At 73.5% G+C, this 25,492-nt stretch carries 22 protein-coding genes; 3 read left to right on the plus strand and 19 right to left on the minus strand.

Annotation, left to right across the window (positions count from 1 at the left end; translation table 11 throughout):
- Nucleotides 1-40: 40 nt before the first annotated feature.
- The 15 genes from ACIP93_RS07520 to ACIP93_RS07590 form a co-directional block, all read right to left on the minus strand.
- Nucleotides 41-1,006: an ABC transporter substrate-binding protein gene (locus ACIP93_RS07520; RefSeq protein ID WP_345228843.1), complete on the minus strand. Its 966-nt coding sequence runs from the start codon at nt 1,004-1,006 to the stop codon at nt 41-43.
- The gene (locus tag ACIP93_RS07525; protein ID WP_401757022.1) at nt 1,006-2,964 is read right to left on the minus strand and encodes an ABC transporter permease; all 1,959 of its coding nucleotides are present in this window, start codon (nt 2,962-2,964) and stop codon (nt 1,006-1,008) included. Before ACIP93_RS07525 ends, ACIP93_RS07520 begins: the two co-directional genes overlap by 1 nt.
- Before the next feature lie 124 nt (nt 2,965-3,088).
- A complete protein-coding gene (locus ACIP93_RS07530; protein WP_401756632.1) occupies nt 3,089-4,156 on the minus strand; it encodes a glycine betaine/L-proline ABC transporter ATP-binding protein in 1,068 nt (355 codons plus the stop codon).
- 17 nt (nt 4,157-4,173) lie between these two features.
- Complete coding sequence (locus ACIP93_RS07535) at nt 4,174-5,736, minus strand: GMC family oxidoreductase (RefSeq protein ID WP_401756634.1); 1,563 nt, start codon at nt 5,734-5,736, stop codon at nt 4,174-4,176.
- A gap of 502 nt (nt 5,737-6,238) precedes the next feature.
- Nucleotides 6,239-7,738, minus strand: coding sequence for an aldehyde dehydrogenase family protein (locus ACIP93_RS07540; RefSeq protein ID WP_345228845.1), 1,500 nt, complete (start codon nt 7,736-7,738; stop codon nt 6,239-6,241).
- A 217-nt stretch (nt 7,739-7,955) separates the two neighbouring features.
- Nucleotides 7,956-8,294, minus strand: a complete 339-nt coding sequence (locus ACIP93_RS07545; protein ID WP_401756636.1) for a hypothetical protein — start codon at nt 8,292-8,294, stop codon at nt 7,956-7,958.
- A gap of 109 nt (nt 8,295-8,403) precedes the next feature.
- Entirely contained in the window at nt 8,404-9,141 is a 738-nt protein-coding gene (locus ACIP93_RS07550) for a hypothetical protein (protein WP_401756638.1), read from the minus strand.
- A gap of 91 nt (nt 9,142-9,232) precedes the next feature.
- On the minus strand, nt 9,233-9,781 hold the full coding sequence (locus ACIP93_RS07555; RefSeq protein ID WP_345228848.1) for a hypothetical protein: 549 nt from the start codon (nt 9,779-9,781) through the stop codon (nt 9,233-9,235).
- Nucleotides 9,778-10,029: a helix-turn-helix transcriptional regulator gene (locus ACIP93_RS07560; RefSeq protein ID WP_345228849.1), complete on the minus strand. Its 252-nt coding sequence runs from the start codon at nt 10,027-10,029 to the stop codon at nt 9,778-9,780. The genes ACIP93_RS07555 and ACIP93_RS07560 overlap by 4 nt, the downstream gene beginning before the upstream one ends.
- A 119-nt stretch (nt 10,030-10,148) precedes the next feature.
- Entirely contained in the window at nt 10,149-11,138 is a 990-nt protein-coding gene (locus tag ACIP93_RS07565) for a malate dehydrogenase (RefSeq protein WP_185028179.1), read from the minus strand.
- Between the two features lie 319 nt (nt 11,139-11,457).
- Complete coding sequence (locus tag ACIP93_RS07570; RefSeq protein WP_401756641.1) at nt 11,458-12,819, minus strand: helix-turn-helix domain-containing protein; 1,362 nt, start codon at nt 12,817-12,819, stop codon at nt 11,458-11,460.
- A gap of 282 nt (nt 12,820-13,101) precedes the next feature.
- On the minus strand, nt 13,102-14,100 hold the full coding sequence (locus ACIP93_RS07575; protein WP_401756643.1) for a helix-turn-helix domain-containing protein: 999 nt from the start codon (nt 14,098-14,100) through the stop codon (nt 13,102-13,104).
- Nucleotides 14,097-14,843: a helix-turn-helix domain-containing protein gene (locus tag ACIP93_RS07580; protein WP_401756645.1), complete on the minus strand. Its 747-nt coding sequence runs from the start codon at nt 14,841-14,843 to the stop codon at nt 14,097-14,099. The genes ACIP93_RS07575 and ACIP93_RS07580 overlap by 4 nt, the downstream gene beginning before the upstream one ends.
- 212 nt (nt 14,844-15,055) lie before the next feature.
- Nucleotides 15,056-15,748 carry a DUF3017 domain-containing protein gene (locus tag ACIP93_RS07585; RefSeq protein ID WP_401756647.1) on the minus strand — a complete coding sequence of 231 codons (693 nt, stop codon included), beginning with the start codon at nt 15,746-15,748 and terminating at the stop codon, nt 15,056-15,058.
- 35 nt (nt 15,749-15,783) lie between these two features.
- Nucleotides 15,784-16,650 (minus strand): bifunctional methylenetetrahydrofolate dehydrogenase/methenyltetrahydrofolate cyclohydrolase, encoded by an 867-nt coding sequence (locus ACIP93_RS07590; protein WP_401756648.1) that lies wholly within the window; start codon nt 16,648-16,650, stop codon nt 15,784-15,786.
- A gap of 266 nt (nt 16,651-16,916) precedes the next feature.
- Between ACIP93_RS07590 and ACIP93_RS07595 the strand changes: the two genes are divergently transcribed.
- Nucleotides 16,917-17,693, plus strand: coding sequence for an RDD family protein (locus tag ACIP93_RS07595; protein WP_345228855.1), 777 nt, complete (start codon nt 16,917-16,919; stop codon nt 17,691-17,693).
- A gap of 87 nt (nt 17,694-17,780) precedes the next feature.
- Here ACIP93_RS07595 and purH read toward each other — a convergent pair whose 3' ends face one another.
- Nucleotides 17,781-19,388 carry a bifunctional phosphoribosylaminoimidazolecarboxamide formyltransferase/IMP cyclohydrolase gene (gene purH, locus ACIP93_RS07600; protein WP_345228856.1) on the minus strand — a complete coding sequence of 536 codons (1,608 nt, stop codon included), beginning with the start codon at nt 19,386-19,388 and terminating at the stop codon, nt 17,781-17,783.
- Nucleotides 19,369-20,034: a phosphoribosylglycinamide formyltransferase gene (gene purN / locus ACIP93_RS07605; RefSeq protein ID WP_345228857.1), complete on the minus strand. Its 666-nt coding sequence runs from the start codon at nt 20,032-20,034 to the stop codon at nt 19,369-19,371. Before purN ends, purH begins: the two co-directional genes overlap by 20 nt.
- Nucleotides 20,035-20,379: 345 nt before the next feature.
- Here purN and ACIP93_RS07610 point away from each other — a divergent pair, with 345 nt between their 5' ends.
- Nucleotides 20,380-21,144 (plus strand): hypothetical protein, encoded by a 765-nt coding sequence (locus ACIP93_RS07610; RefSeq protein WP_401756651.1) that lies wholly within the window; start codon nt 20,380-20,382, stop codon nt 21,142-21,144.
- A 39-nt stretch (nt 21,145-21,183) separates the two neighbouring features.
- On the opposite strand, the gene ACIP93_RS07615 is transcribed toward ACIP93_RS07610, so the two are convergent.
- Nucleotides 21,184-22,998 (minus strand): DUF6350 family protein, encoded by a 1,815-nt coding sequence (locus tag ACIP93_RS07615; protein WP_401756652.1) that lies wholly within the window; start codon nt 22,996-22,998, stop codon nt 21,184-21,186.
- Nucleotides 22,999-23,129: 131 nt separating this feature from the next.
- Between ACIP93_RS07615 and ACIP93_RS07620 the strand changes: the two genes are divergently transcribed.
- Nucleotides 23,130-24,485, plus strand: coding sequence for a sigma factor-like helix-turn-helix DNA-binding protein (locus ACIP93_RS07620; protein WP_401756654.1), 1,356 nt, complete (start codon nt 23,130-23,132; stop codon nt 24,483-24,485).
- A 118-nt stretch (nt 24,486-24,603) separates the two neighbouring features.
- Here ACIP93_RS07620 and sucD read toward each other — a convergent pair whose 3' ends face one another.
- Nucleotides 24,604-25,488, minus strand: a complete 885-nt coding sequence (gene sucD, locus ACIP93_RS07625; protein ID WP_345228861.1) for a succinate--CoA ligase subunit alpha — start codon at nt 25,486-25,488, stop codon at nt 24,604-24,606.
- Between the last annotated feature and the right edge of the window lie 4 nt (nt 25,489-25,492).

Consider the following 25,492-nt stretch of genomic DNA (forward strand, 5'->3'; position numbering starts at 1 on the left):
ACCTCGTCCGCGTACACGTCCGTCTGCCGGGCGGCGGCGGTCACTCGGGAAGCCAGGCGCGCCAGGTGGACTCGTTGGCGGCGACCCACTTCTCCGCCGCTTCCTCGGGGGAGAGCTTCTGGTCGGCGATCATCAGGGAGACCTGGTTCTGCTGCTCCGCGTTCCACTTGAAGTTCTTGAGGAAGGCCGCGGCCCTGCCGCCCTTCTTCGCGAAGTCGGCGTTCATGTACTTCGCGAGCGGAGTGGTCGGGTAGGCGCAGTCGATGTCCTGCGGAGCCTTCGCCGCGCACTCCTGCGAGTACGCGGGGAGCTCGACCTCCACCATCGGGACCTGCTCGAACAGCCACTGGGGCTGGTACCAGTAGGTCAGGAAGGGCTTCTTCTCCTTCGCGAAGCGCTGGATCTGGGTGATCTGGGCGGCCTCGGAACCGGAGAAGACGACCTGGTAGTCGAGTTTCAGGTTGTCGACGAGGGCCTTGTCGTTGGTGACGTAGGACGGGGAGCCGTCCAGCAGTTGGCCCTTGCCGCCGCTCTCCGGGGTCTTGAAGTACGAGGCGTACTTGTTGAGGTTGCGCCAGTCCGTGACGTCCGGGTGCGCGTCGGCGAAGTACTTGGGGACGAACCAGCCGATGTGGCCGGTCACCCCGACGCCGCCCGCCGGGACGATGGTCTTCTTCTCCTTGACGTAGCGGGCCTCCTGTTCCGGGTGGCCCCAGTCCTCCATGATCATGTCGACCCGGCCCTGGCTGAGGGCGTCCCACGCGGGGACCTCGTCGACCTGGACGGTGTCGACGCGGTAGCCGAGTTCGCGTTCCAGGATCAGCTTGGCGACGGCGACGTCCGCCTGGGCGCCGACCCAGGACTGGACGGAGAGGGTGACCGTCCTCGCGCCCGCCGCGTTCGCGTACGGGGACGCCTGCTGGGTCATGTCGGCCGCGCCGCAGCCGGTGAGGAGCAGTGCGCCGAGACCGAGCGCGGTGGCCTTGACTGCCGTACGACGGTTCATCACGCGTCCTCCTTGCGGGCGGCCCGCGAGGGCTGGGTCACCCGGTCGAGCATCAGGCCGAGGCAGACGATGGCCGCGCCCGCCTTGAGGCCGGTGGCCAGGTCGCCCTGGGCGAGGCCGAACACCACGTCGTAACCGAGGGCGCCGCCGCCGACCAGGCCGCCGATGATGACGACGGCGAGGACCAGGACGACGCCCTGGTTCACGGCGAGGAGCAGGGACGGCCGGGCGAGCGGCAGTTGGACCTGGCGGAGCTGCTGGCCGCCGGTCGCGCCGAGCGAGCGAGCGGCTTCCAGGGCCGCAGGGGAGACCTGCTGGAGGCCCTGGGTGGTGATGCGCACGACGGCCGGCAGCGCGTAGACGACGGCGGCCACCGCGGCCGGGGCGCGGCCCACGCCGAACAGGGCGACGACGGGGATGAGGTAGACGAACTGCGGCATCGTCTGCATCACGTCCAGGACGGGGCGCAGCACGCGCTCCAGGCGGCGGCTGCGGGCCGCCGCGACGCCGATCGCGAAGCCGATGACCAGGGTGACGGCGACGGCCGCGAGGACCTGGGAGAGCGTGTCCATGGACGGCTTCCACACGCCCAGGACGCCGATCGCGGCCGTCGCGAGCGTCGCGGTCAGCGCCGACTTCCAGGTGCCGATCAGCCAGGCGAGGGCGGCGACCAGGAACAGGACCGCGTACCAGGGCAGGGCCGTGAGGCCCGAGCGGATCGGGTCGAGGATCCAGGAGGTGAAGTGGCCGGCCCAGTCGGCGGTGCCGCCGATGACGGGGACGCCCGAGTAGAGGTGGTCGGTCATCCAGCCGACGGCCCTGTTGACGGTTGGGGCGATCTCGACGGACCAGCCCTCGGGCCACAGGAGCGAGCCCGCGAGCCGGCCGGCGACGGCGACGGCCGCGGCGACGGCGAGGCCGAGGGCCGCCGGGAGCCAGGACCGGCCCGCCCCGCGCTCGCCGGAGCCGGCGGCCGCGGTGACCCGGTCGAGGACGATCGCGATCAGCACGATCGGGAGACCGGCGGCCAGCGCCTGGCCGACGTCGACGGAGGCGAGCGCCTGGTAGACGCGGTCGCCGAGACCGGCGGCGCCGATGACGGACGCGATGACGGCCATGGACAGCGCCATCATGATCGTCTGGTTGAGGCCGAGCAGGAGCTGCTTGCGGGCGAGGGGGAGGCGGGCGGTGAGGAGGCGCTGGCGGGCGGTCGCGCCGAGGGACTCGACCGCTTCCAGGACGCCCTTGTCGGCGTCGCGCAGGCCGAGCGCGGTGAGCCGGGCCATCGGCGGAGCCGCGTACACGACGGTCGCCAGGACGGCGGCCGGGACGCCGATGCCGAAGACCAGCACCACGGGGAGGAGGTACGCGAAGGCCGGGAGCACCTGCATGGTGTCCAGGACCGGCCGCAGGACGCGGAACGTGCGGTCCGAGAGACCGGCGGCGAGGCCCAGGAACGCGCCCAGGAGCACCGAGGCGGCGACGGCGACGGCCATCAGCGCGAGGGTCTGCATGGTCGGCACCCACATGCCGAGCAGCCCGCAGGCGGCCAGCGACACGAGGGTGCCGGCCGCGAGCCGCACCCCGGCGGCACGCCAGGCGATCAGCGCGGCGACGGCGGTGGTGCCGGCCCAGCCGAGGGCGAGGAGGACCAGGTAGACGGCCCGGACGCAGAGGACGACCGCGTGGGAGACGTGGCCGAAGAAGTACAGGAAGAGGGGGTGGCCGTCGCGGTTGTCAATGATCCAGTCGCTGACCTCGCCCAGGGGTGCGGTGAGGTCGACGGTGAGGGGGGCCGGCCAGGTGCCGGACGCCCAGCGGGCGTGCAGCACGGGGACCGCGACGGCGGCGAGCACGAGGAGCACGCCGAGCTTGCGGAGGGCGGGCCGGCGGGCCAGGCGCTCCCGCAGGCCGGCCCGCCGGCCGCGGGGCTTCGGCGGGGCGGAGGCGGTGGTCACGGCACTCACGCGGTCACCTCGCCGGTACGGGGGCGGACGGCGCCGGGCCGGGCGGCACGGGCCCCCGGGCGGCGGGCGGCGCGGCGGTCCGCGCGGGGCGCGGGGAACGTACTGGCGTACCTCATCAGGCGGTCACCGCCAGGGTTCCGGCGACCACCGCGAGGAGGCAGGCCCGGTCGACGACGCCCAGGAGGCGGCCGTCGGACATCACGCGGGCCGTGGGCTCGCCCGTGCGGACCAGGGCCTCGATGGCCTGGGAGACGGGGGCGGACGGGGACACCGCCGGGCCGGACTCGGCGTCGCCCGCCTGCGGGGCGCGCATCGCGGAGGCGACGGTGAGGACCTGCTCGCGGGGCACGTCGCGGACGAAGTCCCGCACGTAGTCGTCGGCCGGGGAGCCGACGATCTCCTCGGGCGTGCCGAGCTGGACGATCTCGCCGTCCCGCATCAGGGCGATGCGGTCGCCCAGCCGCAGGGCCTCGTTGAGGTCGTGGGTGATGAAGACCATCGTGCGGCCCTCCTCCTCATGGAGGCGGACGACCTCCTCCTGCATGTCGCGCCGGATGAGCGGGTCCAGCGCGCTGAACGGCTCGTCGAACAGCAGGACCTCGGGATCGACCGCGAGCGCGCGGGCCAGGCCGACGCGCTGCTGCTGGCCGCCGGAGAGCTGGCCGGGGCGGCGGTCCTCCAGCCCGTCCAGGCCGACCTTGCCGACGACCTCGGCGGCCCTGGCGCGCCGTTCGGCCCTGCCCACGCCCTGCACTTCCAGCCCGTACGCGACGTTGTCGAGGACCGTGCGGTGCGGCAGCAGCCCGAAGTGCTGGAAGACCATGGCGGCGCGGTGCCTGCGGAGTTCGCGCAGCCGGCTCTTGTCCATGGACAGGACGTCCTCGCCGTCGATGGCGAGGCTGCCGGAGGTGGGCTCGACGAGCCGGGTCAGACAGCGCACGAGCGTCGACTTCCCGGAGCCGGACAGCCCCATGACGACGAAGACCTCGCCCTTCCGCACGTCGAAGGAGACGTCGCGGACGGCGGCGGTGCAGCCGGTGCGTTCGCGCAGTTCGGCGACGGAGAGACCGGTGAGGTCCTGGTCGCCGGGGATCCTGTCGGCCTTGGGGCCGAAGACCTTCCAGAGGTTCCGTACGGAGAAGACGTGCTCGGCGGCGTCGCTCGGGGGCTCGGTGGTCGTCATGGCGGGAGTCGTCCTCATTACGCGGCACCTCCGGAGATGGTCGGTTGCTGCTGCGCGGCGTCGGCCAGCAGCAGCTCTGCGCACTTCTCGCCGACCATCAGGACGCCGATCATCGGGTTGACGGCGGTCATGGTCGGGAAGACGGACGCGTCGGCGATGCGGATGCCGTCGAGTCCCTTGATCCTCAAGTCGGGCGTGACGACGGCGAGCCGGTCGTCCGCCGCGCCCATCCGGCAGGTGCCGGCCGGGTGGTAGACCGTGTGCGCGACCTTGCGCGCGTACTCGCTCAGCTCCTCGTCGGAGGTGATCTCCGGGCCCGGGCAGACCTCGCGCTTCAACCACCCCGCCAGCGGAGCGGACTTGGCGATCTCGCGGGCGATCCTGATGCCGTCGACGAGGGTGCGGCCGTCGTAGTCGTCCGCGTCGGTGAAGTACCGGAAGTCGAGCGCGGGCTTCACGGCCGGGTCGGCGCTGGTGAGGTAGAGGCGGCCGCGGCTGCGCGGCTTGGGGATGTTGGGGGTCATCGACACGCCGTGCGCGGGGCGTTCGTAGCCGAGCCGCTCCGGGTTGTCGGTGAACGGGATCTGGTAGAAGTGGAACATCAGGTCCGGGCCCGCGTGCCCGGGGTCCCGCCGCACGAACAGTCCCGCGTCCGAGTCCATCGCCGAGTTCTCGGGGATCGGCCCGTGGGTCTCCCACACGATGACCGACTCGGGGTGGTCGAGGAGGTTCTCGCCGACGCCGGGGAGGTCGACGGCGACGGGTATGCCGAGCGCTTCGAGGTCGGCGGCCGGGCCGATCCCGGAGTGCATCAGCAGCCGCGGCGTGTCCACCGCACCGGCGCAGACCAGGACTTCGCGCTTCGCCCGTACGAGGACCTCCTCGCCGCTCCCGGTGCGGACGCGGACGCCGCGCGCCCGGGTGCCGTCGAGCTCCAGCCCGTACGCCCAGGTCTCCAGCATGAGGTGCAGGTTCGGGCGGTCCAGGAAGGGGTGGAGGTAGGCCACCGACGCCGACGAGCGCTTGTTGTCCTCGGGGTGGTAGGCGAGGTCGAAGAAACCGACGCCGTCGTCGAAGGGCTCCTTGTTGAAGCTCTCGACGCGGGGGACGCCGAGGGCGTCCTGGGCGGCGTCGACGAAGTCGCGGGCGATGGCGTTGCGGTCCGCCTCGTCGACCGGGACGATGTTGTTGCGCAGCTTGGCGAAGTACGGGTCCATGGCGGCGGCCCCCCATCCTTCGGCGCCGTTGGCCTCCCACTCGTCCCAGTCGCTGGGCAGCGGCTTGAACGCGATCAGCGTGTTGTGCGAGGAGCACCCGCCGAGGACGCGGGCCCGGCTGTGCCGGATGTGGGAGTTGCCGCGGGGCTGCTCGGTGGTGGGGTAGTCGTAGTCCAGCTCACCTCCCAGCAGGCCCATCCAGCGGCGCAGGGTGAGGACTTCGGGGCGGTCCACGTCGGAGGGGCCGCCCTCGATGACGGCGACGCGGACGGCGGGGTCCTCGGTCAGACGGGAGGCGATCACGGATCCGGCGGTGCCGCCGCCGATGACGACGTAGTCGTATTCGTGGATGGGCTCGGGCATGTGGTGCTGCTCCTCTTCTGGCGAAGGTTCTGTCGCGTAATGGGTACGGGGCGACGCACGGGCCGCCGTACGGGGCTGTGCTCGATCTGCGGCTCGGGCGCGCGGGCGCTCTTTCCGTGCCCCGTCAGGGGCGCGGGGCTGTGCTCGATCTGCGGCTCCGCCGCGCGGGCGCTCTTTCCGTGCCCCCGTCAGGGGCGCGGGGAACTGCGCGACCAGCCACGACGCACCCGCACGGGAACCGTGCAGCCCCCGCGGGTTCAGGTGAAGGGGCGGGGCTGGGGACCTGCCTTTCCGGTACGGACGGTGCCGGTCCCCTGCTGGACGGCCGTCCGGAACAGGGCCCGGCCGGGGCCGCTCCGGGCGGGGCCGGAAGCGGGAGGGGCCGCCCCCCTCGCCCCCTCGGGGCGGCCCCGTCGCCCAAGGGAACGGGGCGGCTGCGAAGCCCGAGGGGGGCGGAGGGGAAGTGACGGGGCGGCAGGACCCGCCGAGTCCGGACCCGGGATCAGCCGGAGAACCAGCGGACCGGCGCCGGATTCAAGTTCTGATAAACGTGCTTGGACTCCCGGTACTCCGCCAACCCGGCCGGCCCCAGCTCCCGTCCCACCCCCGACTTCCCGAATCCCCCCCACTCCGCCTGCGGCAGATACGGGTGGAAGTCGTTGATCCACACCGTCCCGTGCCGCAGCTTCGCCGCCACCCGCCGCGCCCGCCCGGCGTCGGCGGTCCACACCCCGCCCGCGAGCCCGTACTCGGTGTCGTTGGCGAGGGCGATCGCCTCCGCCTCCGTGGTGAAGCCCTCCACGGTGAGGATCGGCCCGAAGGTCTCCTCCCGTACGACCCGCATCTCCCGGTGGCAGCCGTCCAGGACGGTCGGCCGGTAGAAGTACCCCTCGTACCCGTCCCCCTCGGGCCGCCACCCGCCGGCCCGCAGCACGGCGCCCTCCTCCAGCGCGGCGGCGACGTAGTACTCGGTCTTCTCCAACTGCGCGGCGGACACCAGCGGTCCGCACTCGACGCCCTTCTCGGTCCCCCGCCCGATCCGGATCCGGTCGGCCCGCCGCGCCAGCTCGGCGACGAACCGTTCCCGCACGGACTCCTCCACGATGAGCCGCGATCCGGCGGAACAGACCTGCCCGCTGTGGATGAAGGCGGCGTTCAGCGCCTGGTCGACCGCCGTGTCGAAGCCCTCCTCCGTCGCGCACGCGTCCGCGAAGACGACGTTCGGGTTCTTCCCGCCCAGCTCCAGGGCGACCTTCTTGACGGTCTCGGCGGCGGCCTGCATGACCTTCGTACCGCTCACCAGTCCACCCGTGAACGACACCAGGTCCACCTCCGGGTGCTCGGCCATCCGCGCCCCGACCGAGGCCCCGGGCCCGGTGACAACGTTCGCCACCCCCGCCGGCAGCCCCGCCTCCACCAGCAGCGCGACGAGCGCGACGGTGGTCATGGGGGTGATCTCGCTCGGCTTGACGACGAACGTGTTGCCGGCGGCCAGCGCGGGCGCGATCTTCCAACTCGCCTGCAAAAGCGGATAGTTCCACGGCGTGATCAGCGCGCACACACCCACCGGCTCGTGCACCACGACGCTGTGGATCTCGGCGGACCCGGCGTCCACGACGCGTCCGGCCCCCTCCCCGACCACCAGGTCGGCGAAGTACCGGAAGGCGTCCGTGACGCAGTCGATGTCGACGCGCCCCTCCTCCACGGTCTTTCCGGCGTCCCGCGCCTCCAGCCGCCCCAGCTCCTCGCGGTCCCGCTGGAGGAGGTCGGCGACCCGGCGCAGCAGCGCGGCACGCTCGGCGGTGGGCGTCTGCGGCCAGACGCCCTGCCCGCCCGCGAAGGCCTCGCTCGCGGCGGCGACCGCTGCGTCGACGTCCTCCGCGCCGCCCTCGGCGACCACGGCGAACGGCTTCGCGTCCGCGGGGTCGAGGATCTCGCGCGTGGCGCCGGAGAGGGCTGCCCGCCACTCCCCGCCCACATGGATGGTCTTTTCTGCCGACACGACGCTTTCGCCTTCCGTTACCGAAAGGACCAGAGGGCTGGTCCCTGCCAGTCCAGGAGCACTGGCGGCGGGACCCCTCCCCCGGGCGGCCGAAAGCATGCCGTTTACCCGGCCGAAAGTGCCATGAGTCACTTTCGGCCGGGCCGGAAGTCCTGATCGGACGCGGACGCGACCCGGGCGGCACAGGGCCCGCCGGGGCCGGAAGCAGCCCCTCCCCTCAGCGTCCCCCGGCGGCCGCCGCCTCCTTCGTCAGGATCAGTGCCTCGTACAGACCCAGTTGGGGCTCGGCCTTGCGCAGCGCCTTGATGGCCCGCACGGAGTCCGCCTCGGCCTTCACCCCGGCCGCTTCGATGCGTTCCCGGGCCCACCGCCCGCGCATCTCGGCCTGCGGGGTCTCGGGCGCGCCGGCCACGAGCGCGACCGCCCGCTCCAGCCCCGGCCGCTCGGCGTCATCGGCCCCGGTGGCGTCGAGGGCGTCCCTCAGCAGCCCGAGCAGGGCGTCGCGGTCGCTGAGCGCGATGACGTGCAGCTCGCGCTTGTCGAAGAGTGTGGCCATGGGAGCACCCCCGATTGGATGAATGCGGTCACCCCCCTGCTTCCACGACCGGGACCCCGCCAACCCACACTTGATCGTTTCCTGAGCAACCGGACGGCCACGGCGTCGCCTACGGCGTGTCCCGCACGGGCTCGAAATGGCGCAGGGCCGCCTCCAGGGTGTTCCGCTGCCGGGGCCACTCCCCGGCCGGGCCGACCACCGCGAACGCGTAACGCCTGCCGTCGGCGGCGGGGAAGACCCGCTGGACGAGGGTGAGCCGGCGGCCCGTGCGCAGGCTGTCGTACGAGTGGACGAGCTCGGCGGCGCCCTTGGTGGTGGGGTGCAGGGAGTGCACTTCGAAGCGCGGGTAGTGGCGCTGGGCGGCGACCGTGACGCGCAGGGCGCGGGTCGCGCTCATACGGGAGTCCGGCAGGGGCCAGAACTGGAGGAAGCGGCTGTACGGGGACGAGGGCGAGCGGTAGTGGACGGAGGCTCCCACGTCCCGCCGCCAGCCGCTGGGCACGGCGAGGGTCACCCCGGAGGCGTCCCGGACGACCGCGAAGTCGGCGGGGAGGGCGGGCGGGGAGGGCCGGGGAGACGCACCGGTGGCTCGCGCCGGTGAACCGGGTCCCGGCGCCGCCCGGGGGGCCGGAGGCGGCTGCGGGGCCCCGGCCGGCCGGTCCTGGACGAGCCATCCCGTACCGATCCCGATCACCAGGCCGAGCACCACCAGAAGAACGTTGACCGGGGTGAGCCGCAGCCGCGGCCCGGCCTTCCCGGTACTGAACGCCGAACGGACCGCCGGGCCACCGGAGTCGCCCGCCTCCCCCACCGGGCCCGGGTGCGTGCGTTCATCGTCCTGCACCATGCCCCGCTCCCCCTCGGCCGTCTGAACTCCCCTGCGGACGGAGGGTCATGGTAGATCCGCCGACCGTGATCGGGACAGCTCGTGCCCGGCGTCAGTACGAGGGGACCGCGTCGTCCTCGAAGTCGTCGGCGGGGGTGTCCTGGACCTGGAGGCCCGCCACCCACAGCGGCATCATCCAGAGCAGGACGAACACGCCGACGAGCAGCGGGGCGACGTACGCCCTGGTCAGTTGGCCGTCGGAGGCCCAGGCCGCCAGCCAGAGCCCGGCGGCCGCGCCGATGACCAGCGCTCCCGTCATCCGGTGCGCCGTCGCGCGGGCCCGCTCGCGTTCCATGAGCTGGCGCTCGTCCAGGGCGCGGGCGCGGAGTTCGAAGAGCCCGGCGGTGGCGCCGTTGAGGACGCCGGCGGCCAGGCACCAGAGGAGGGTGACGGGAATCAGGGCGAAGACGGCCCACCGCTGGTCGTACGCGAACACCTGCACGACGAGGGCGACATCGGCCACGGTCAGGGTCACGCTCGCGGCGACGGCGGCCCGGCGGCGGCCCTTCGTGGCGCTGAGGACGCGGCCCCTGGGGTCGTTCATCAGGGCCCGCATGCGCCGGTCGTATCCCGTCATCCTCTTGCTGGCGGTCGCGTTCATGACTGTGCCTTCCTCCCGTAGACCTCGTGCGTGAGCGAGCCGAACGGCTCCAGCGAGAACAGCGCCTCCACCGGCAGTTCGAAGAACGCGGCGACCCTCAGGGCCAGGTCGAGGCTGGGGTTGTACTGCCCGCGCTCGATGTAGCCGATGGTCTGGTAGTGGACGCCGACCGCTTCGGCGAGGGCCTGCCGAGAGACTTTCCGCTCGGCCCGCACCACGGCGATTCTGTTGTGCACCTGCTCGCTCATGTATAAGAAGTACTACATTCGAGCGCAGGTGCACAACAGCTACGGGTGCCGGAGCACACGAGAAAGCCCCCGGCGGTCGGACCGCCGGGGGCTTTTCGGGAGGGTTGCCCGAAGGTGTCTCAGATCAGGCCGAGCTCGCGCACCGCGTCGCGCTCTTCCTTGAGCTCCTGGACCGAGGCGTCGATCCGGGCGCGGGAGAAGTCGTTGATCTCCAGGCCCTGGACGATCTCGTACTTGCCGTCCTTGCAGGTGACCGGGAAGGAGGAGATGAGGCCCTCGGGGACGCCGTAGGAGCCGTCCGACGGGATGCCCATCGAGGTCCAGTCGCCCGCGGCCGTGCCGTTGACCCAGGTGTGGACGTGGTCGATGGCGGCGTTGGCGGCCGAGGCCGCCGAGGACGCACCCCGGGCCTCGATGATCGCCGCGCCGCGCTTGGCGACGGTCGGGATGAAGGTGTCGGCCAGCCACTGCTCGTCGTTGACGACCTCGGCGGCGTTCTTCCCCGCGACCTCCGCGTGGAAGATGTCCGGGTACTGGGTGGCGGAGTGGTTGCCCCAGATCGTGAGCTTCTTCAGCTCGGAGACCGGGGTGCCGGTCTTCTTCGAGAGCTGCGAGAGCGCGCGGTTGTGGTCCAGGCGGGTCATCGCGGTGAAGCGCTCCGCGGGCACGTCCGGGGCGGCGGCCTGCGCGATCAGGGCGTTGGTGTTGGCCGGGTTGCCGACGACCAGGACGCGGATGTCGTCCGCGGCGTTGTCGTTGATGGCCTTGCCCTGCGGCTTGAAGATGCCGCCGTTGGCCGAGAGCAGGTCGCCGCGCTCCATGCCCTTGGTGCGGGGGCGGGCGCCGACGAGGAGGGCGACGTTCGCGCCGTCGAAGCCGACGTTCGGGTCGTCCGTGATCTCGATGCCCTGGAGCAGCGGGAAGGCGCAGTCGTCGAGCTCCATGGCGGTGCCCTCAGCGGCCTTCAGGCCCTGCGGGATCTCCAGGAGACGCAGCTTGACCGGCACGTCCTGGCCGAGCAGGTGACCGGAGGCGATGCGGAAGAGCAGCGCGTAGCCGATCTGTCCGGCCGCGCCGGTGACGGTGACATTCACGGGAGTGCGGGTCATGGCGGTCTCCGTAAGGCAAGCGAAGTGGCGGGGGGTCCCTGCCCCTGGTGTGCGGGATATCTCGATGTGGAGAGATGTCCGGCGCCAGGCTATCGCGCCTCGGACGGGCCGTATCCCCGGGCCCGTGTGGGACGGGGCACACCCCGTGGGCGTACGGGTCCCGGCGCACGCGTGCGCACGAGAACGGCGGGAACGCCGACGGCCGCCCGCGCAGAGGGGGGGGAAGCGCGGACGGCCGTCTCGGGTGGCATCACCCGTGGGGGGGATGACGTCCGCCTGCCCCGGGGGACGGCGGACATGCGCCCTGTTCCAGAATTTTCTACTCGGCGGTGGTGCAGCCCTTCTTGCCGGTCTTCAGCGTCGCGCAGGCGCGCGCCTCGTCCGCCGTGGCCGCCTCGACCATGGCGGTGTACGCGTCGGTGGCCGCCGCGCCGACCACGCCGTTGCGGCCGGCCGCCGAGGTGTCGGAGGAGACCGTCACCTTGTCGCCGCCGCCCGCTCCGGTGATACGGGCCCAGGCCGCGCCGCAGGTCTTGCTGTAGCGGACCTCGATGCGGGCCGCGCCGACCGTGCCGCGCGCGGACGTGACGGCGTACTCGCCGCCGCAGCCCATCGCCTCGGGGTCCTTGCCGTCGCAGGCCTTGCCGTTGCACTTCACGCCGGCAGGCAGCTTCGGAGCGGGCTCCTTGGTCTGCGAGACCGCCGGGGTGTCGCCCGCGGTCGGCTTCTTGTCCTTGTCGTCGCCGCCGGTCAGCAGCACCGCGGCCACGATGACCAGCAGCGCGCCGACGACGCCCGCCAGGAACATCGTCAGCTTGCGGCGCTGACGCCGGCGGTCCGGCGCCGAGTTCGGCGGCGGCGTGCCGGGACGCCCGGGACCGGGCGGCCCCGAGGGACGGTCGTAACCGCCCGCGCCGCCCGAAGCGGAACGCGCCGAAGGAGCCGAGGACGCCGTCGAGGCGGACGGGCTGTTGTAGCTCTGGCCCTGGCTGAAGCCACGCTCGAAGTCACTCGCGTAACCGCGCTCGTGCTCCGGGCGGCCCGGCGCGGGACGGCTCGGCGCGGTGCGCCCGGCAGCCGAGGGCCCTTGGCCGGTACGGGCCGCCGGACCCGACCCGGTGCGCGCCGCGAGCTCGCTCGGGATCTTCAGGTTCGTCGTCATGTCGAACGCGTCGGTGTTCGGCCGGGCCGCACGACGCTGCTGGCCGGTGTCGGTCAGCGCCGGGTCCGACGCCCGGCCGGGGCCGGAAGCGGAACCCGGACGCGCCAATCCCGGACGTGCCGGCGGCGTCGAGGTGGTGCCCGCCTTGCGCGACTTGGCGTTCTGCGACGCGGGCGCGCCGAACTCGCCCAGGGCGGCCCGCGCCTGGGAGATCCGGATGGCCTCCATCGTCATGTCGTGGCGCATCTCGGAGCGGCTCCAGGCGCGCTCCGCGAGCTCCCACATGGTGGTGAGGTGCACGGGGTTGGTCCCGGTCACCTCGGAGAGCGCGACGACCGCGCCCTTGGGCGCGAGCAGCCGTCCATTGAGATAGCGCTCCCAGGACGTCTTGCTGTACCCGGTGCGGTCCGCGACCGCGGCCACGCTCAGACCGCTGCGGTCGACGAGCCGACGCAACTGGTTCGCGAACTCCCTGACCTGCGGGTCGAGTCCCTCCGGCAGCGCTTTCCAACGAGGCATAGCTTCCCCCTTGTCCCCCCGTACGTTCCTGAATTGCCCCGCGCTCTTGTTCCGGCCCCCTGCTCTTGCCCCTTCGATCCTGGCGTACCCAGAGGGATGCGCAGAGCCAGGATGTCAGTTCCTGGGGCGGGAGCGCACGGGAGCACATCGGAAGTCGGGCGCACCCCATTGCGCGCTCCCGTTCCGATCGCCCGTACCAGTGTCCCACCGATGCTGTGTGCGGATTGCCCGAGCCCCGGCCTTCCCGCACGGCGGTCCACTATGTCCAGACAAGTCAGTTCTTCAACTGTCTTGCGGCATCTTTCCCCGAAACAAGATCTTTCTCATGCCCTGTCCCGGCACACCGGATCCCAAGACGCCTCCCAACGTCGGAATGGTTCCCTCCAGTTGTGTAAGTCGATCTTTGGCCGACCGGCCGGTGAAACACTCCGGCGCGCCTCCCGCCGAGGGCTCCAGACAGGCCCGCACGCCCGCCGGATCGCGGGGCGCGAGCATGGGCGTGACGACCCAATGTGTGGCATCCCCCACATCCACGGCCTCCGCCCGCATGGCCTTCGGGGCGGTTTTCAGCGCTTTGTCGCCTTCGTCGGCGGGAGGCGGATGGAGCGCCACCCGGTCCCCGGCCTTCAGGAACGACGCCCGCACCCACACCGCCCGGCACACGCTGCTGTACCGGATCTCCAGCCGCTGCCCGTTCCGCGCCGTCCGCTCGGCCAGGGACTTCACCGCCCCCGACTGCCCGCACCCCATCCCCTTGGGCGTGCGCCCCACGCACCGCTCGCCCAGGCACCCGGCCTCCGCGGTGCCCGCCCGGCCCGGCCCCACCGGCGCGCCCGCCTCCCCCTGCGGGCCGCCGGCGCCGAGCAGCCCGAGGCCGAGCACCCCGAGGACCACGGCCGCGGCCCCGGCGAGCGCACCGGCCGCCATCAGGGCGTACGGCTGCCACTTCCTCCGCCGTACGGGCCGCGTGCCCGTGGACACGGGTGCGGGCGCGGGCTCCGGTGCGGCCCCCGACCGGCCGCTCCAGGACGCGTCCGCCAGCTCCCACAGCGCCAGCAGCCGGGCGGGCGGCTCTCCCGCGACCGTGCACAAAGCCTCCACGGCCCGCCTCGGCACCGGCTTCCGGCCGTTGAGGTAGCGCTCCCAGGAGGACTTGCTGTACGGCGTACGCGTCGCCAGCGCGGCCAGGCTCAGCCCCGTACCGGCCCGCAGCGCACGCAGTTCCGCCGCCAGGTGGTCACGGGCCCCGCCCGCGACCGGTGCCGTTTCCTCACCGCTCATCGGCGCAGCTCCCGCCAGGTGTGCTCGCCGACCAGACCGTCCGGCACCAGTCCGCGCTCCTGCTGGAAGGCGCGGGCCGCCTCCTTGGCGGCGGGACCGTAGAGACCGTCGACCGCGCCCGCGTCGAAGCCGTGCGCGGTGAGCAGGCACTGCGCCTCGACGACGTCCCGCCCCCGGGCGCCGGGCATCAGCAGGTTCTCCCGGGTGACGCTGTGCCCGGCGTACCGCCCGCCGTCCTTGCGGCCGTCCGCGCAGGAGTACGTCCTCCCCTCCTCGTAGGCGTACGTCACCGGCCCCCCGGGGCCGCCCGTCGACGTGCGGGCGAGGGCGAGGGCGTACCCGGCGGCGAAGGCGGCCAGCAGCGCGCAGCCGAGGGCGGCGAGCAGCAGGGGGCGCGGCCGGCGGGCGGGGCGTTCGGCCGCCGGGGGTTGCGGAGGCGACTCGTCCGGGCGGGGGCGGGCCCCCGCGCCGGGGCCGCCGCACCGCTCGCGGGCGGCGACGTCGTACAGGACGAGAAGGCGGGTGGGGTCGCTGCCGCAGACCCGGGCCAGTTCCTCGACGGCCTCGCGCGGCGGCGGCACGCGCCCGTTGAGGTAGCGCTCCCAGGAGGAACGGCTGCTGGCGGTCTTCGCCTCCAGCGCGGCCAGGCTCAGGCCGCTGTGGTCCTTGAGCCTGCGGAGCTGGACGACCAGTTGGCGGTCGCGTTCGCCCAGCCCGGACGGCAGTGTCTTCCAACGCGCCATGCCTCACCCCGTACGCGTGCGTCCGTGCTCTCCGTGCTTTCGCGGCGGGCCCCGGACTCCCGACGCGGACAGTCCTACCCGCGGCGGTCCCCGCTCATGATGCGAAGGGGCGTCAGGGGGGCTCCCGGAGACGACTGTGGCCCGTTTCCTCCCGCACGGGGAAAGAAACGGGCCACACCATGGCCTGCCGGGCCCGCCGGGCCGGCCGGGGGTCAGCGCACCGTGAAGCGCACCGCCTCCTCCAGGATCGGGATCGTGAACCACGGCTTGGGCTGCGTCATCATCGCCAGCAGCATGATCACCAGACCGAGCGTCCCGTACGTCAGGATGTCCGTGAACCGGGAGCGGACCGCGAGCATGCCCACGCCCGGCAGCACCCAGCGGAAGACGGCTCCGGTGACCAGGGCGAGCCCGACCAGCACCGTGCCCAGCCGGAAGCCCATGCCGAACGCGTCGACCGCGACCAGCAGCAGCCCGACCGCCGTCAGGCCCAGCACGGTCACCAGCGGCCACTGCCGCACCGGCGCCGGGGCGTCCCGGTCGGCGGCCCGGCCGCCGCCCTCGGGGCGGGCGGTGTCCCGGGTGAGGAGGGGGAAGCGCCGGGTGGTGCGCACCGGGCCGTCGGGGCCCGGAGCGCTGACGACGCCCTTGGCGTGGGGCTCGGCCGCGGATCCGGGTCCGCTGCCGGGCCCGCTGCCGGGTTCGGGCACGGGCTCGGGCACGGGCTCGGGCTCGGGTTCGCGTTCGGACGCGGGCTCGGCGGACCGCGTCGCCCCGTCCTGGGCCGTCCCGGCCGACGCGGCGGCGGCCCGCGCCTTCCCGCCCTGGGCCGCCCCGGCCGACGCGGTCCCGCCCGGTGCGGTCCCGCCGTTCGGCTCGTCGTGGTCGTCGGCCTGCCCGCCCATGGCTTCGCTCCCTCTTCGTCCCGTACGGTTCCGGCTCAGCCCGCGTCGGGGCCGGCTGCGCGCTCGGCCGCCTCAACGACGTTGACCAGCAACTGGGCACGGGTCATCGGGCCCACGCCGCCCGGGTTGGGGGCGACCCAGCCCGCGACCTCGGCGACACCGGGGTGGACGTCGCCGACGATCTTGCCGTTCTCGTCCCGGCTGACGCCGACGTCCAGGACGGCCGCGCCCGGCTTGACGTCCTCGGGCTTGATCAGGTGCGGGACACCGGCGGCGGCCACGACGATGTCGGCCTGGCGCAGGTGGTGGGAGAGGTCACGGGTGCCGGTGTGGCACTGGGTGACCGTGGCGTTCTCGGACTTGCGGGTGAGCACCAGCGGCATCGGCCGGCCGATGGTGATGCCCCGGCCGACGACCACGACGTGGGCCCCGGCGATCTCGACGCCGTGGTGACGCAGCAACTGCACGATGCCGTACGGGGTGCAGGGCAGCGGGCCGGTCTCGCCGATGACGAGCCGGCCCAGGCTCATCGGGTGCAGGCCGTCGGCGTCCTTGGCCGGGTCCATCAGCTCCAGGACGCGGTTGGTGTCGATGCCCTCGGGAAGCGGGAGTTGGACGATGTAGCCGGTGCAGGCGGGGTCCTCGTTGAGTTCCCGTACGACGGCCTCGATCTCCTCCTGGGTGGCCGTGGCGGGGAGTTCGCGCTGGATGGAGGCGATGCCGACCTCGGCACAGTCGCGGTGCTTGCCCGCGACGTACCACTTGGAGCCGGGGTCGTCGCCGACCAGCAGGGTGCCGAGCCCGGGGATGACCCCCCGGCTGATCAGGGCCGCCACGCGGCCGGTGAGTTCGGACTTGATCGCGGCTGCGGTGGCCTTGCCGTCGAGAATCTGGGCGGTCATGTGCCCATCCTCGCGGATGCGGGGAGGAGGTTCCAATCAGTGCCCGCGCGGGCGGGGGTGCGCCCGGTCGCCGGGATCGTCACCGGCCGGGATCAAACGTTGCACTTGCACAACACCTCCCACTGCTGGCTGGACAAGAACAAGCCACTGATACGACGATGTGGCGCGCAGTTCGCGGTGGCGCAGGGGGGCAGACCGCTCGTTTTCCGTACCCGTTCCTCCGCCCGGGCCGCACAGTCCCCAGCACGACAACGGAGGAATCGCACGTGAGCTTCGGCGACCCCAACAACCCCTACGGCCAGCCCCAGGGCCAGCCGCCGCAGCCCCCGCAGGGCCAGCCCGGCTACGGCTACCCCGCCCAGCCGCCCCAGGAGCAGCCCGGCTACGGCTACCCGCAGCAGCCGCAGGGCCAGCCCGGTTACGGCTACCCGCAGCAGGCCCCGCAGGGCGTCCCGCCGCAGCAGGGCTACGGCTACCCGCCCCAGCAGCCGGGCGGCACCCTCCAGGCCAACAACGGCTACATCAACGTCGGAGGGCTCGGCACCGTCGAAATCGCCACCATGGGTCGCCGCCTGGGTGCGCGTGCGCTGGACGCGGTGGCGTACGGCATCCTCTACGGCATCTTCACCGCCGTCGGCATCGCGGGCATCTTCGGCGCCTCGAAGAGCATCGAGTCCTGCGGCTCCTACACGGACCCGGGCTACCAGAGCTGTGTGAACGACATCAGCGGTGGTTTCGTCGCGGCCTTCTTCGCCGCCATCGCCGTGTTCGCCCTCATCGCGCTGCTCTACGAGTGGCTGATGGTCTCCATCTGGGGCGCGACGCTCGGCAAGATGGTCCTGGGCGTCAAGGTCGTCAAGGAGAACACCGGTCAGGCCCCCGGCCTGGGTGCGGGCTTCATCCGCTGGATCCTCCCGATGGTCGGCTCGCTCTTCTGCGGCCTCGGCACGCTGCTGGTCTACCTCTCCCCCTTCTTCGACAACTCGGGCAAGCTCCAGGGCTGGCACGACCGCGCGGGCGGCACGATCGTCATCAAGAAGTAGCCACGGACCACGGCGCGGCGAAGGCCGCCGACTCCCCCCTCAGCGAGGGGAGTCGGCGGCCTTCTTCGCGTGCGGTACCGGCGCGGGTCAGTGGAAGAAGTGGCGCGTGCCGGTGAAGTACATCGTCACGCCCGCCTTCTTCGCGGCCTCCACCACCAGCTCGTCACGGACCGAACCGCCCGGCTGGACCACGGCCCTGACGCCCGCGTCCAGCAGGATCTCCAGGCCGTCGGGGAAGGGGAAGAACGCGTCGGACGCGGCGTACGCACCGCGCGCCCGCTCCTCGCCCGCCCGCTCGACCGCCAGCTTCGCGGAGTCGACGCGGTTGACCTGACCCATGCCGACGCCGACCGACGCGCCGTCCTTGGCGAGCAGGATCGCGTTGGACTTCACCGCGCGGGAGGCCTTCCAGGCGAAGGAGAGCTCCGCGAGCTCCGCCTCGGACAGCGCCTCACCGGCGGCCAGCGTCCAGTTCGCCGGGTCGTCGCCCTCGGCCTGGAGCCGGTCGGTGACCTGGAGGAGGGCGCCCCCGTCGATCGGCTTGACCTCGACCCGGGCGGAGGGCGCGCCCGCGCAGCGCAGCACGCGGATGTTCTTCTTGCGGGCCAGGACCTCGACGGCGCCGTCCTCGTAGTCCGGCGCGACGACGACCTCGGTGAAGATCTCCGCGACCTGCTCGGCCATGGCGACGGAGACCGGGCGGTTGACGGCGATCACGCCGCCGAACGCGGACAGCGGGTCGCAGGCGTGCGCCTTGCGGTGCGCCTCGGCGACGTCCGCGCCGATCGCGATGCCGCACGGGTTGGCGTGCTTGATGATCGCCACGCAGGGCTCGGCGTGGTCGTACGCGGCACGGCGGGCGGCGTCCGTGTCGGTGAAGTTGTTGTACGACATCTCCTTGCCGTGCAACTGCTCCGCCTCGGCGAGGCCGCCGGTGCCGTCGACGTAGCGGGCGGCGCCCTGGTGCGGGTTCTCGCCGTAGCGCAGGACGTTCTTGCGGGTGTACGTCTGGCCGACGAAGGCCGGGAAGCCGCTGTCGTCCGCCGCCGCGCCGTGCTCGTCGGCGGCTCCGCCGCCGGTCCCTGCGAACCAGTTCGCCACCGCCACGTCGTACGCCGCCGTGTGCTGGAAGGCCTCGGCCGCCAGGCGCCTGCGGGCGGTGAGGTCGAAGCCGCCGTCCCCGACCGCCGCGAGGACGTCCGCGTACCGCTCGGGGCTGGTGACGACCGCGACCGAGGGGTGGTTCTTGGCGGCGGCGCGGACCATGGACGGGCCACCGATGTCGATCTGCTCGACGCACTCGTCGTCGCTCGCGCCCGAGGCGACGGTCTGCGTGAACGGGTAGAGGTTCACGACGACCAGGTCGAAGGGCTCGACGCCCAGCTCGGCGAGCTGGCTGCGGTGGTCCGCCAGGCGCAGGTCGGCCAGGATGCCCGCGTGCACGCGCGGGTGCAGGGTCTTGACGCGGCCGTCCAGGCACTCGGGGAAGCCGGTCAGCTCCTCGACCTTGGTGACCGGGACACCGGCGGCGGCGATCTTCGCGGCGGTGGAGCCGGTCGACACCAGCTCGACGCCGGCCTCGTGCAGGCCCCGCGCCAGCTCCTCCAGGCCGGTCTTGTCGTAGACGCTGACAAGAGCGCGCTTGATGGGCTTCTTGTTGATGGAGTTGGCCGGGTTAACCGAGTTCACCGACATGAACCTTTCGTCCCTCTATGCGGTAGCCGTTGCGGGCGAGACGCCCCACGACCTCGACGAGCAGCATGCGCTCGACTTCCTTGATCCGCTCGTGGAGAGCGGCTTCGTCGTCTTCGTTCCGGACCTCGACCACGCCCTGGGCGATGATCGGGCCGGTGTCGACGCCGTCGTCGACGAAGTGGACGGTGCACCCGGTGACCTTCGCGCCGTACGCGAGAGCGTCGCGGACGCCGTGCGCACCGGGAAAACTGGGCAGCAGGGCGGGGTGCGTGTTGACCACGCGCCCGCCGAACCGGGCGAGGAAATCCCTGCCCACGATCTTCATGAACCCGGCCGAGACGACCAGGTCGGGCTCGTACGCGGCGGTCCGGGCCGTCAGCGCCGCGTCCCACTCCTCGCGCGTCCCGTAGTCCTTCACCCGGCACACGAACGTGGGGATCGCGGCGTTCCTCGCCCGCTCCAGGCCGACGATGCCGTCGCGGTCGGCGCCGACCGCGACGATCTCCGCGCCGTAGTGGGGGACCGCGTCGATGACGTCGAGCAGGGCTTGGAGGTTCGTACCGGACCCGGAGACCAGGACCACCAGACGGGCGGGGCGTCCGGAGGGGGGCGGGAAGGCGGAAGCGGAGGGGGGCGGGGAGGCCACGGCGGGTCTCTTTCTCGCGGCTCGTGCGGTTTCTGGGCGCGAACGCGGCTTTGTGGGGTCGTACGAAGAAATCGCAGCCCGCTGTACGGGGAACCCTACGAAGGCGCCGGACGTCAGCAACGATACCGGCACACCGGCCCGCCCCCACGGGACGGGTGCACCCGCGCCAGGTAGCGTCAGGGCAGGACTCGCATCCCGTCGCGGGCCCGGCGTCGCCGCCGGGCCGCCGCCGGGCCGCGGGCCCGGCCCTCACCCGGCCGGGCACCAACGACACACGACCTTCCGCACCGCGGAGCACAACGCTCCGGGCACCGACGGAAGGTCCGAGGGGAAGACGTTCACCAGATGACGGACCGACGCCGCGACGCGGCCCCGAGCCGCCACCCGTTCCCGCTGCCGCAGCACTCGGCCGGCGGTGGGCTCCTGCTGCGGGACCGCAAGGGCGGCGGGGAGACGGACGCCGCGCCGGACTCGTCCGCCCCGCCCCGGGACGACAATCCGTTCGCGCCGCCGCCGGAGGGCACGCCGGACCGGCCCTGGCAGCCGCGGAAGCCGTCCGGGTCCTCGGAGGACTCGGGCACGGGTACGGGTACGGGCTCGGGCTGGGGCGGCCAGTGGAGCAACCGTCAGCCGGGCCGCGGCAGCGGCGGCTTCGGCGGCCCGCAGTCCCCGGGGCGCGGCCAGAACGGACCGGAGGGCCAGGACGGCGGACCGGGCCACGGGCTGCGCTGGGACCCGACGGACCCGGTCCAGCGGCGCGCCCGGTACGCGCTGCTCGCGGGCATGTGGGCGTTCTTCTTCGCGGTGTTCACGCTGCGGGAGATCGCGCTGCTGCTGGGCGCGCTGGCGCTGTACTGGGGCATCAGCTCGCTGCGCAACCGCACCGAGGCGGACCCGGCCACGAGCACCCGCCCGCAGACGACGGCGGCGGTGAGCGGGCTGGTCACGGCGGGCCTGGCGCTGCTGATCGTGGCGGCGACGTTCACGGCGCAGCTGGTGTACCGGGACTACTACACGTGCGTGGCCGACTCCCTGACGAAGTCGGCCCAGGTGGCCTGCAACGAGGAACTGCCGAAGTCCCTGGTGCCGATGCTCGGGGTGCGGGAGTAGGCAGCCGCGCGGGTTCGGGCAAGGGAGGGGGAGGAACCGTCATCCGCCGGGGGCGGGCGGCGGCTCCTCCCCCTCGTCCCGCACCTCCGCCGCGATCCCCCCGGACCCCTCCCGCAGCGCGGCCCACCGCACGTCACGCGCCCCGCTGTCGTGCCGGGAGCCGTGTTCGGGCGACGAGCGCACGGCTGTGCCGGGGGGCTCGGACGCGTAGGCGGCCCGCGCCGGGGGTGCGGAGGACGGGACGGCTCGTACGGGGGGTGCGTGTTCGGGGGCCGGAGGCCAGGGGGCCTGGGGCCCGGAGGGTGCGTGCAGGGAGGCCGCCTGCGCGGAGACGCCGGGGTGCCGCGTCGCCGGAGTCGGAACCACCGCCGGAATCGGACCCGCCGCCGGAGCCGGAACCACTGCCGGAGCCGGAACCACCGCCGGAACCACCGCCGGCGTCGGAGCCGCGTCCGCGGCCGGAAGCACGGCCGGGGGCCTTCGCCACCCCGCCCTCTCCCGCAGCCGCCAGGCCCTCATCCCCAGCGCCGCCGGCACCCCCACCAGCACCACCCACCCCGCCGCCGCCAGGCCCGCCGCCCACCCCACCGGCCCGAACTCCGCCAGCCGGCCCACCCCGAGCGGCCCGCCCGACGCCGCCGCGAGCACCGCCGTCAGCGCCCCGCACGCCCCGCCCGCCAGGGCCACCGCCCCGGCCGTCCGCCGCCGCCCCCAGGCCTCCTCCCGTACGGCACAGACGGGCGCGGCCACCCGTACGACCATCCACGCGACCACCACGGCGGCGGCCAACGGCACCCCCGCAGCCGCCCAGTTGAGCGCCGTCCCGCGGCCTTCGCCGGGCAGCGCGGCCAGCAGCGGGAAGGGCGGCACCGCACCCGTCCCCGCCGCGGCCAGCGGGGCGACCGTCGCGCCCGCGCCCGCCTCGAAGCCCGCCCCGAGGCCGTAACACGCGCCCCACACCGCCGCGTTCGGGACGAGCGCGAGGGCGAGCAGCAGCACCCCGACGCGTCCCGACCACTCCCCCGCGAGCCGTACGAAGGTCTCCTGGGCGAGACCCGCGTGCCACCCCAGCGAGATCCCGACGAGCAGGGCGCCGCCGCCCACCAGCACCGCGACCCCCGCGCCCGCCGCGTGCGCCGCCACCGTGAGCCGGGGGCGCGTGAGTGCGCGCCGCACGCCCCCCGGAACCCAGTGCGGCAGCGGTCCGCGCGGCCGTCCGTACGCCCGCCACACCCCGGCGGCGGTGGCGGCGCCCACCACGAGCGGCAGGTGCAGTGCCGTGCTGCCGGCCGTCGCGGGCAGCGGACCACCGGCCGCGTGCGCCGCCGCCAGCCCTCCCACCAGCAGGTATCCGAGTGTCACGCCTCCGAACGCCTGCCACCGGGAGGCGGCGCTCCGCGTCGCCCCGTCCTCGCCGTCCTCCTCGCAGGCGTCCCGCGCGGTGCGGTGGGCCAGCCACAGCGGCAGCACCGAGCACAGCAGCGGGGTCAGCCCGACGGGCGCGGCGACGGCGTCGAACGTGTCGTGCCGCACGAGGTCCGCCCCGTGGGCGAGCAGCCAGAGCCCGGCGGCGACGCGCAGCGCGGCACCGGCCCCCGCGTCCGGGTACGGCGAACTGATCCACAGCACCATCGCCAGCACCGCGAACGTCCCGAGCCCCAGCCCGGCGGCGAGCGCGCCCCGCACCACGCAGGCCGCCCAGACGGCCCGCGGACTCTTCGCCGCGTCCGCCGGCCGGGGCCGCGGTTCCTGCTGCTCCCCCTGCCCCTGCTGCCCCTGATGTCCCGTGCCCTCCGGGCCCTCGTGGTGCGGGGCCTGCGGCAACGGCTGCTCGGTCACTGGATTCGGGTTCACCCGGCCATGCTGCCCACGACACGCGCCAACTTCGCGTAACGGGAGAATGGCCGACGTGTCGCCCAATATACGTTTATGTACTTTTTCGCCCGCCGTGCTGCTACGGGAACTCCGGGGAGGGTGGTCCGCCGATGACCAGGACCACCGGGACCGCCCCCGCCGCCCCCGCCGTCGACCTGCCGTCCCCGAAGGAACGCCTCAGGCTGCGCGAGGCGAAGGCGCTGTCACAGGCGCAGGTGGCGGAGATCGTGGGTGTCACCCGCGAAACGGTCCGCTCCTGGGAGCTCGGCCGCACCTCCCCCCGCGGCCGCAAACGTGACCTCTACGTCCGCCTCCTCACCACCGAACCCGCCCTCCACGGCCGAGCCGCCCCCCTCGGCGCCCCCGGCCCCGACCGACGGGCCCGCCCCGATTCCGCCGGCCCGCTGGGGCGACGGGACCGCCGCCCCAAGGGGGCGGGCAAGGGGGCAGCCCCCGGCGGAGCCGAACCCTCCGCCCAGGCCAAGCCCGGCACGGCCCCGGTTCCGGCCCCGGCCCTCCCGGCGCTCGCCGCACCCGAGCCCGGCCCCTCCCGGAAGCGTCTCCGCCCCCGTACGACACGCGAAAGACCTTCCCGCTCCGAAGCCGTCGCCGTCGTCGAGCCCTCCCGCCGCACCCCCTGCGAAGCCTTCGACCACCTCTACTCGCGCACCGCCCCCTCCCTCCTGCGCCAGGCCTACCTCCTCACCGGCCGCCACCGCCTCTCCCAGGAGACCGTCGAGCGCGCCTTCCAGCTCGCCTGGCAGCGCTGGCCCGAGGTCGCCACGGACCGCGACCCGGCGGGCTGGGTCCGGGCGGCGGCGTACGAGTACGCGCTGTCCCCCTGGCACCGCTTCCGCCCGTCCCACCTGCGCGTCAACCCCCCGTCGGCCCCGCGAACGGAGAGCGCGGACCCCGCGCCGCACGCCCTCCTGGAGGCCCTCCTCGAACTCCCGCCCGCCTACCGCCGCACCCTCGTCCTCTACGACGGCCTCGGCCTCGACCTCCCCGAGACCGCCGCCGAGACCGAGGCCACCACCCCCGCCGCCGCCCACCGCCTGGAGCACGCCCGCGCGGTCGTCGCCCGGAGAGTCCCGGAGCTGGGCGGGACCCGCAGCCCCGCCGAGCAGTCCGCCCTCCTGCAGGAACGTCTCAGCGCCCTGGCGGCCGCCCAGCCCGTGGACGCCCTGCCGACCGGCCGCACGGTCCGCACCAGGAGCGAGCGCACGACCCGTTTCTGGACGCGGGCGGCCATCGCGTTCACCACGTTGATCATCGGCGCGACGAGTTTCACCCTGACCACGGCGCCGACCCGGTACGAGGCCCCGGTCCCGCCGGGCGCACGGGTCGGCGGCGTCCCCGTCCTGGGCGGTCCCCAGCACCTGGACTTCCAGGACGAGCAGCTCCGCGCCAAGCTCCGCGCCGACCCGGACAACGGCCCGCAACGCCTGGTCCCGCAGGGCCGCTGACCGCCGCCGGTCCACGCGAAAGGCCCGCACCCCCCGTCGGGGGTGCGGGCCTTTCGCGTGGCGACAGCCGTGTCACCGGCCATAGCCGGTATCAACAGCCGTGCCGGAAGCCGGGAACTCAGCCCGCGAGGATCGCGCGCGCCAGCTTCGCCGTCTCGGTCGGCGTCTTGCCGACCTTGACGCCGGCGGCCTCAAGGGCCTCCTTCTTCGCCTGGGCGGTGCCGGACGAGCCCGACACGATCGCGCCGGCGTGACCCATCGTCTTGCCCTCGGGGGCGGTGAAGCCCGCGACGTAGCCGACGACCGGCTTGGTCACGTTCTTCGCGATGTAGTCGGCCGCGCGCTCCTCGGCGTCGCCGCCGATCTCGCCGATCATGACGATGAGCTCGGTCTCCGGGTCCGCCTCGAACGCCGCGAGGGCGTCGATGTGCGTGGTGCCGATGACCGGGTCGCCGCCGATGCCGACGGCGGAGGTGAAGCCGATGTCACGGAGCTCGTACATCATCTGGTACGTCAGCGTGCCGGACTTCGAGACCAGGCCGATCTTGCCGGGCTTGGTGATGTCGCCCGGGATGATGCCGGCGTTGGACTGGCCCGGGGTGATGAGGCCGGGGCAGTTCGGGCCGATGATGCGGGTCTTGTTGCCCTTGGCCGTCGCGTACGCCCAGAAGGCGGCCGAGTCGTGGACGGCGATGCCCTCGGTGATGACGACGGCGAGGGGGATCTCCGCGTCGATGGCCTCGACGACGGCGGCCTTGGCGAAGGCCGGCGGCACGAAGAGGACGGAGACGTCCGCGCCCGTCTTCTCCATGGCCTCCTTGACGGAGCCGAAGACGGGGACCTCGGTGCCGTCGAAGTCGACGGACGTGCCGGCCTTGCGCGGGTTCACGCCGCCGACGATGTTGGTGCCGTCGCCGAGCATGAGCTTGGTGTGCTTCATGCCCGTGGCACCGGTCATGCCCTGGACGATGACCTTGCTGTCCTTGGTGAGGAAGATAGCCATGGTG

Origin of the sequence: Streptomyces sp. NPDC088745, from assembly GCF_044751045.1 — a bacterium.
Classification (GTDB): domain Bacteria; phylum Actinomycetota; class Actinomycetes; order Streptomycetales; family Streptomycetaceae; genus Streptomyces; species Streptomyces cremeus.

Bases quoted from the DNA above. Each gene is read 5' to 3' on its own strand.
- ACIP93_RS07520 (WP_345228843.1), bottom strand. From the start codon at position 1,006: ATGAACCGTCGTACGGCAGTCAAGGCCACCGCGCTCGGTCTCGGCGCA.
- ACIP93_RS07530 (WP_401756632.1), bottom strand. From the start codon at position 4,156: ATGACGACCACCGAGCCCCCGAGCGACGCCGCCGAGCACGTCTTCTCC.
- ACIP93_RS07535 (WP_401756634.1), bottom strand. From the start codon at position 5,736: ATGCCCGAGCCCATCCACGAATACGACTACGTCGTCATCGGCGGCGGC.
- ACIP93_RS07545 (WP_401756636.1), bottom strand. From the start codon at position 8,294: ATGGCCACACTCTTCGACAAGCGCGAGCTGCACGTCATCGCGCTCAGC.
- ACIP93_RS07550 (WP_401756638.1), bottom strand. From the start codon at position 9,141: ATGGTGCAGGACGATGAACGCACGCACCCGGGCCCGGTGGGGGAGGCG.
- ACIP93_RS07555 (WP_345228848.1), bottom strand. From the start codon at position 9,781: ATGAACGCGACCGCCAGCAAGAGGATGACGGGATACGACCGGCGCATG.
- ACIP93_RS07560 (WP_345228849.1), bottom strand. From the start codon at position 10,029: ATGAGCGAGCAGGTGCACAACAGAATCGCCGTGGTGCGGGCCGAGCGG.
- ACIP93_RS07565 (WP_185028179.1), bottom strand. From the start codon at position 11,138: ATGACCCGCACTCCCGTGAATGTCACCGTCACCGGCGCGGCCGGACAG.
- ACIP93_RS07570 (WP_401756641.1), bottom strand. From the start codon at position 12,819: ATGCCTCGTTGGAAAGCGCTGCCGGAGGGACTCGACCCGCAGGTCAGG.
- ACIP93_RS07575 (WP_401756643.1), bottom strand. From the start codon at position 14,100: ATGAGCGGTGAGGAAACGGCACCGGTCGCGGGCGGGGCCCGTGACCAC.
- ACIP93_RS07580 (WP_401756645.1), bottom strand. From the start codon at position 14,843: ATGGCGCGTTGGAAGACACTGCCGTCCGGGCTGGGCGAACGCGACCGC.
- ACIP93_RS07585 (WP_401756647.1), bottom strand. From the start codon at position 15,748: ATGGGCGGGCAGGCCGACGACCACGACGAGCCGAACGGCGGGACCGCA.
- ACIP93_RS07590 (WP_401756648.1), bottom strand. From the start codon at position 16,650: ATGACCGCCCAGATTCTCGACGGCAAGGCCACCGCAGCCGCGATCAAG.
- purH (WP_345228856.1), bottom strand. From the start codon at position 19,388: ATGTCGGTGAACTCGGTTAACCCGGCCAACTCCATCAACAAGAAGCCC.
- ACIP93_RS07610 (WP_401756651.1), top strand. From the start codon at position 20,380: ATGACGGACCGACGCCGCGACGCGGCCCCGAGCCGCCACCCGTTCCCG.
- ACIP93_RS07620 (WP_401756654.1), top strand. From the start codon at position 23,130: ATGACCAGGACCACCGGGACCGCCCCCGCCGCCCCCGCCGTCGACCTG.
- sucD (WP_345228861.1), bottom strand. From the start codon at position 25,488: ATGGCTATCTTCCTCACCAAGGACAGCAAGGTCATCGTCCAGGGCATG.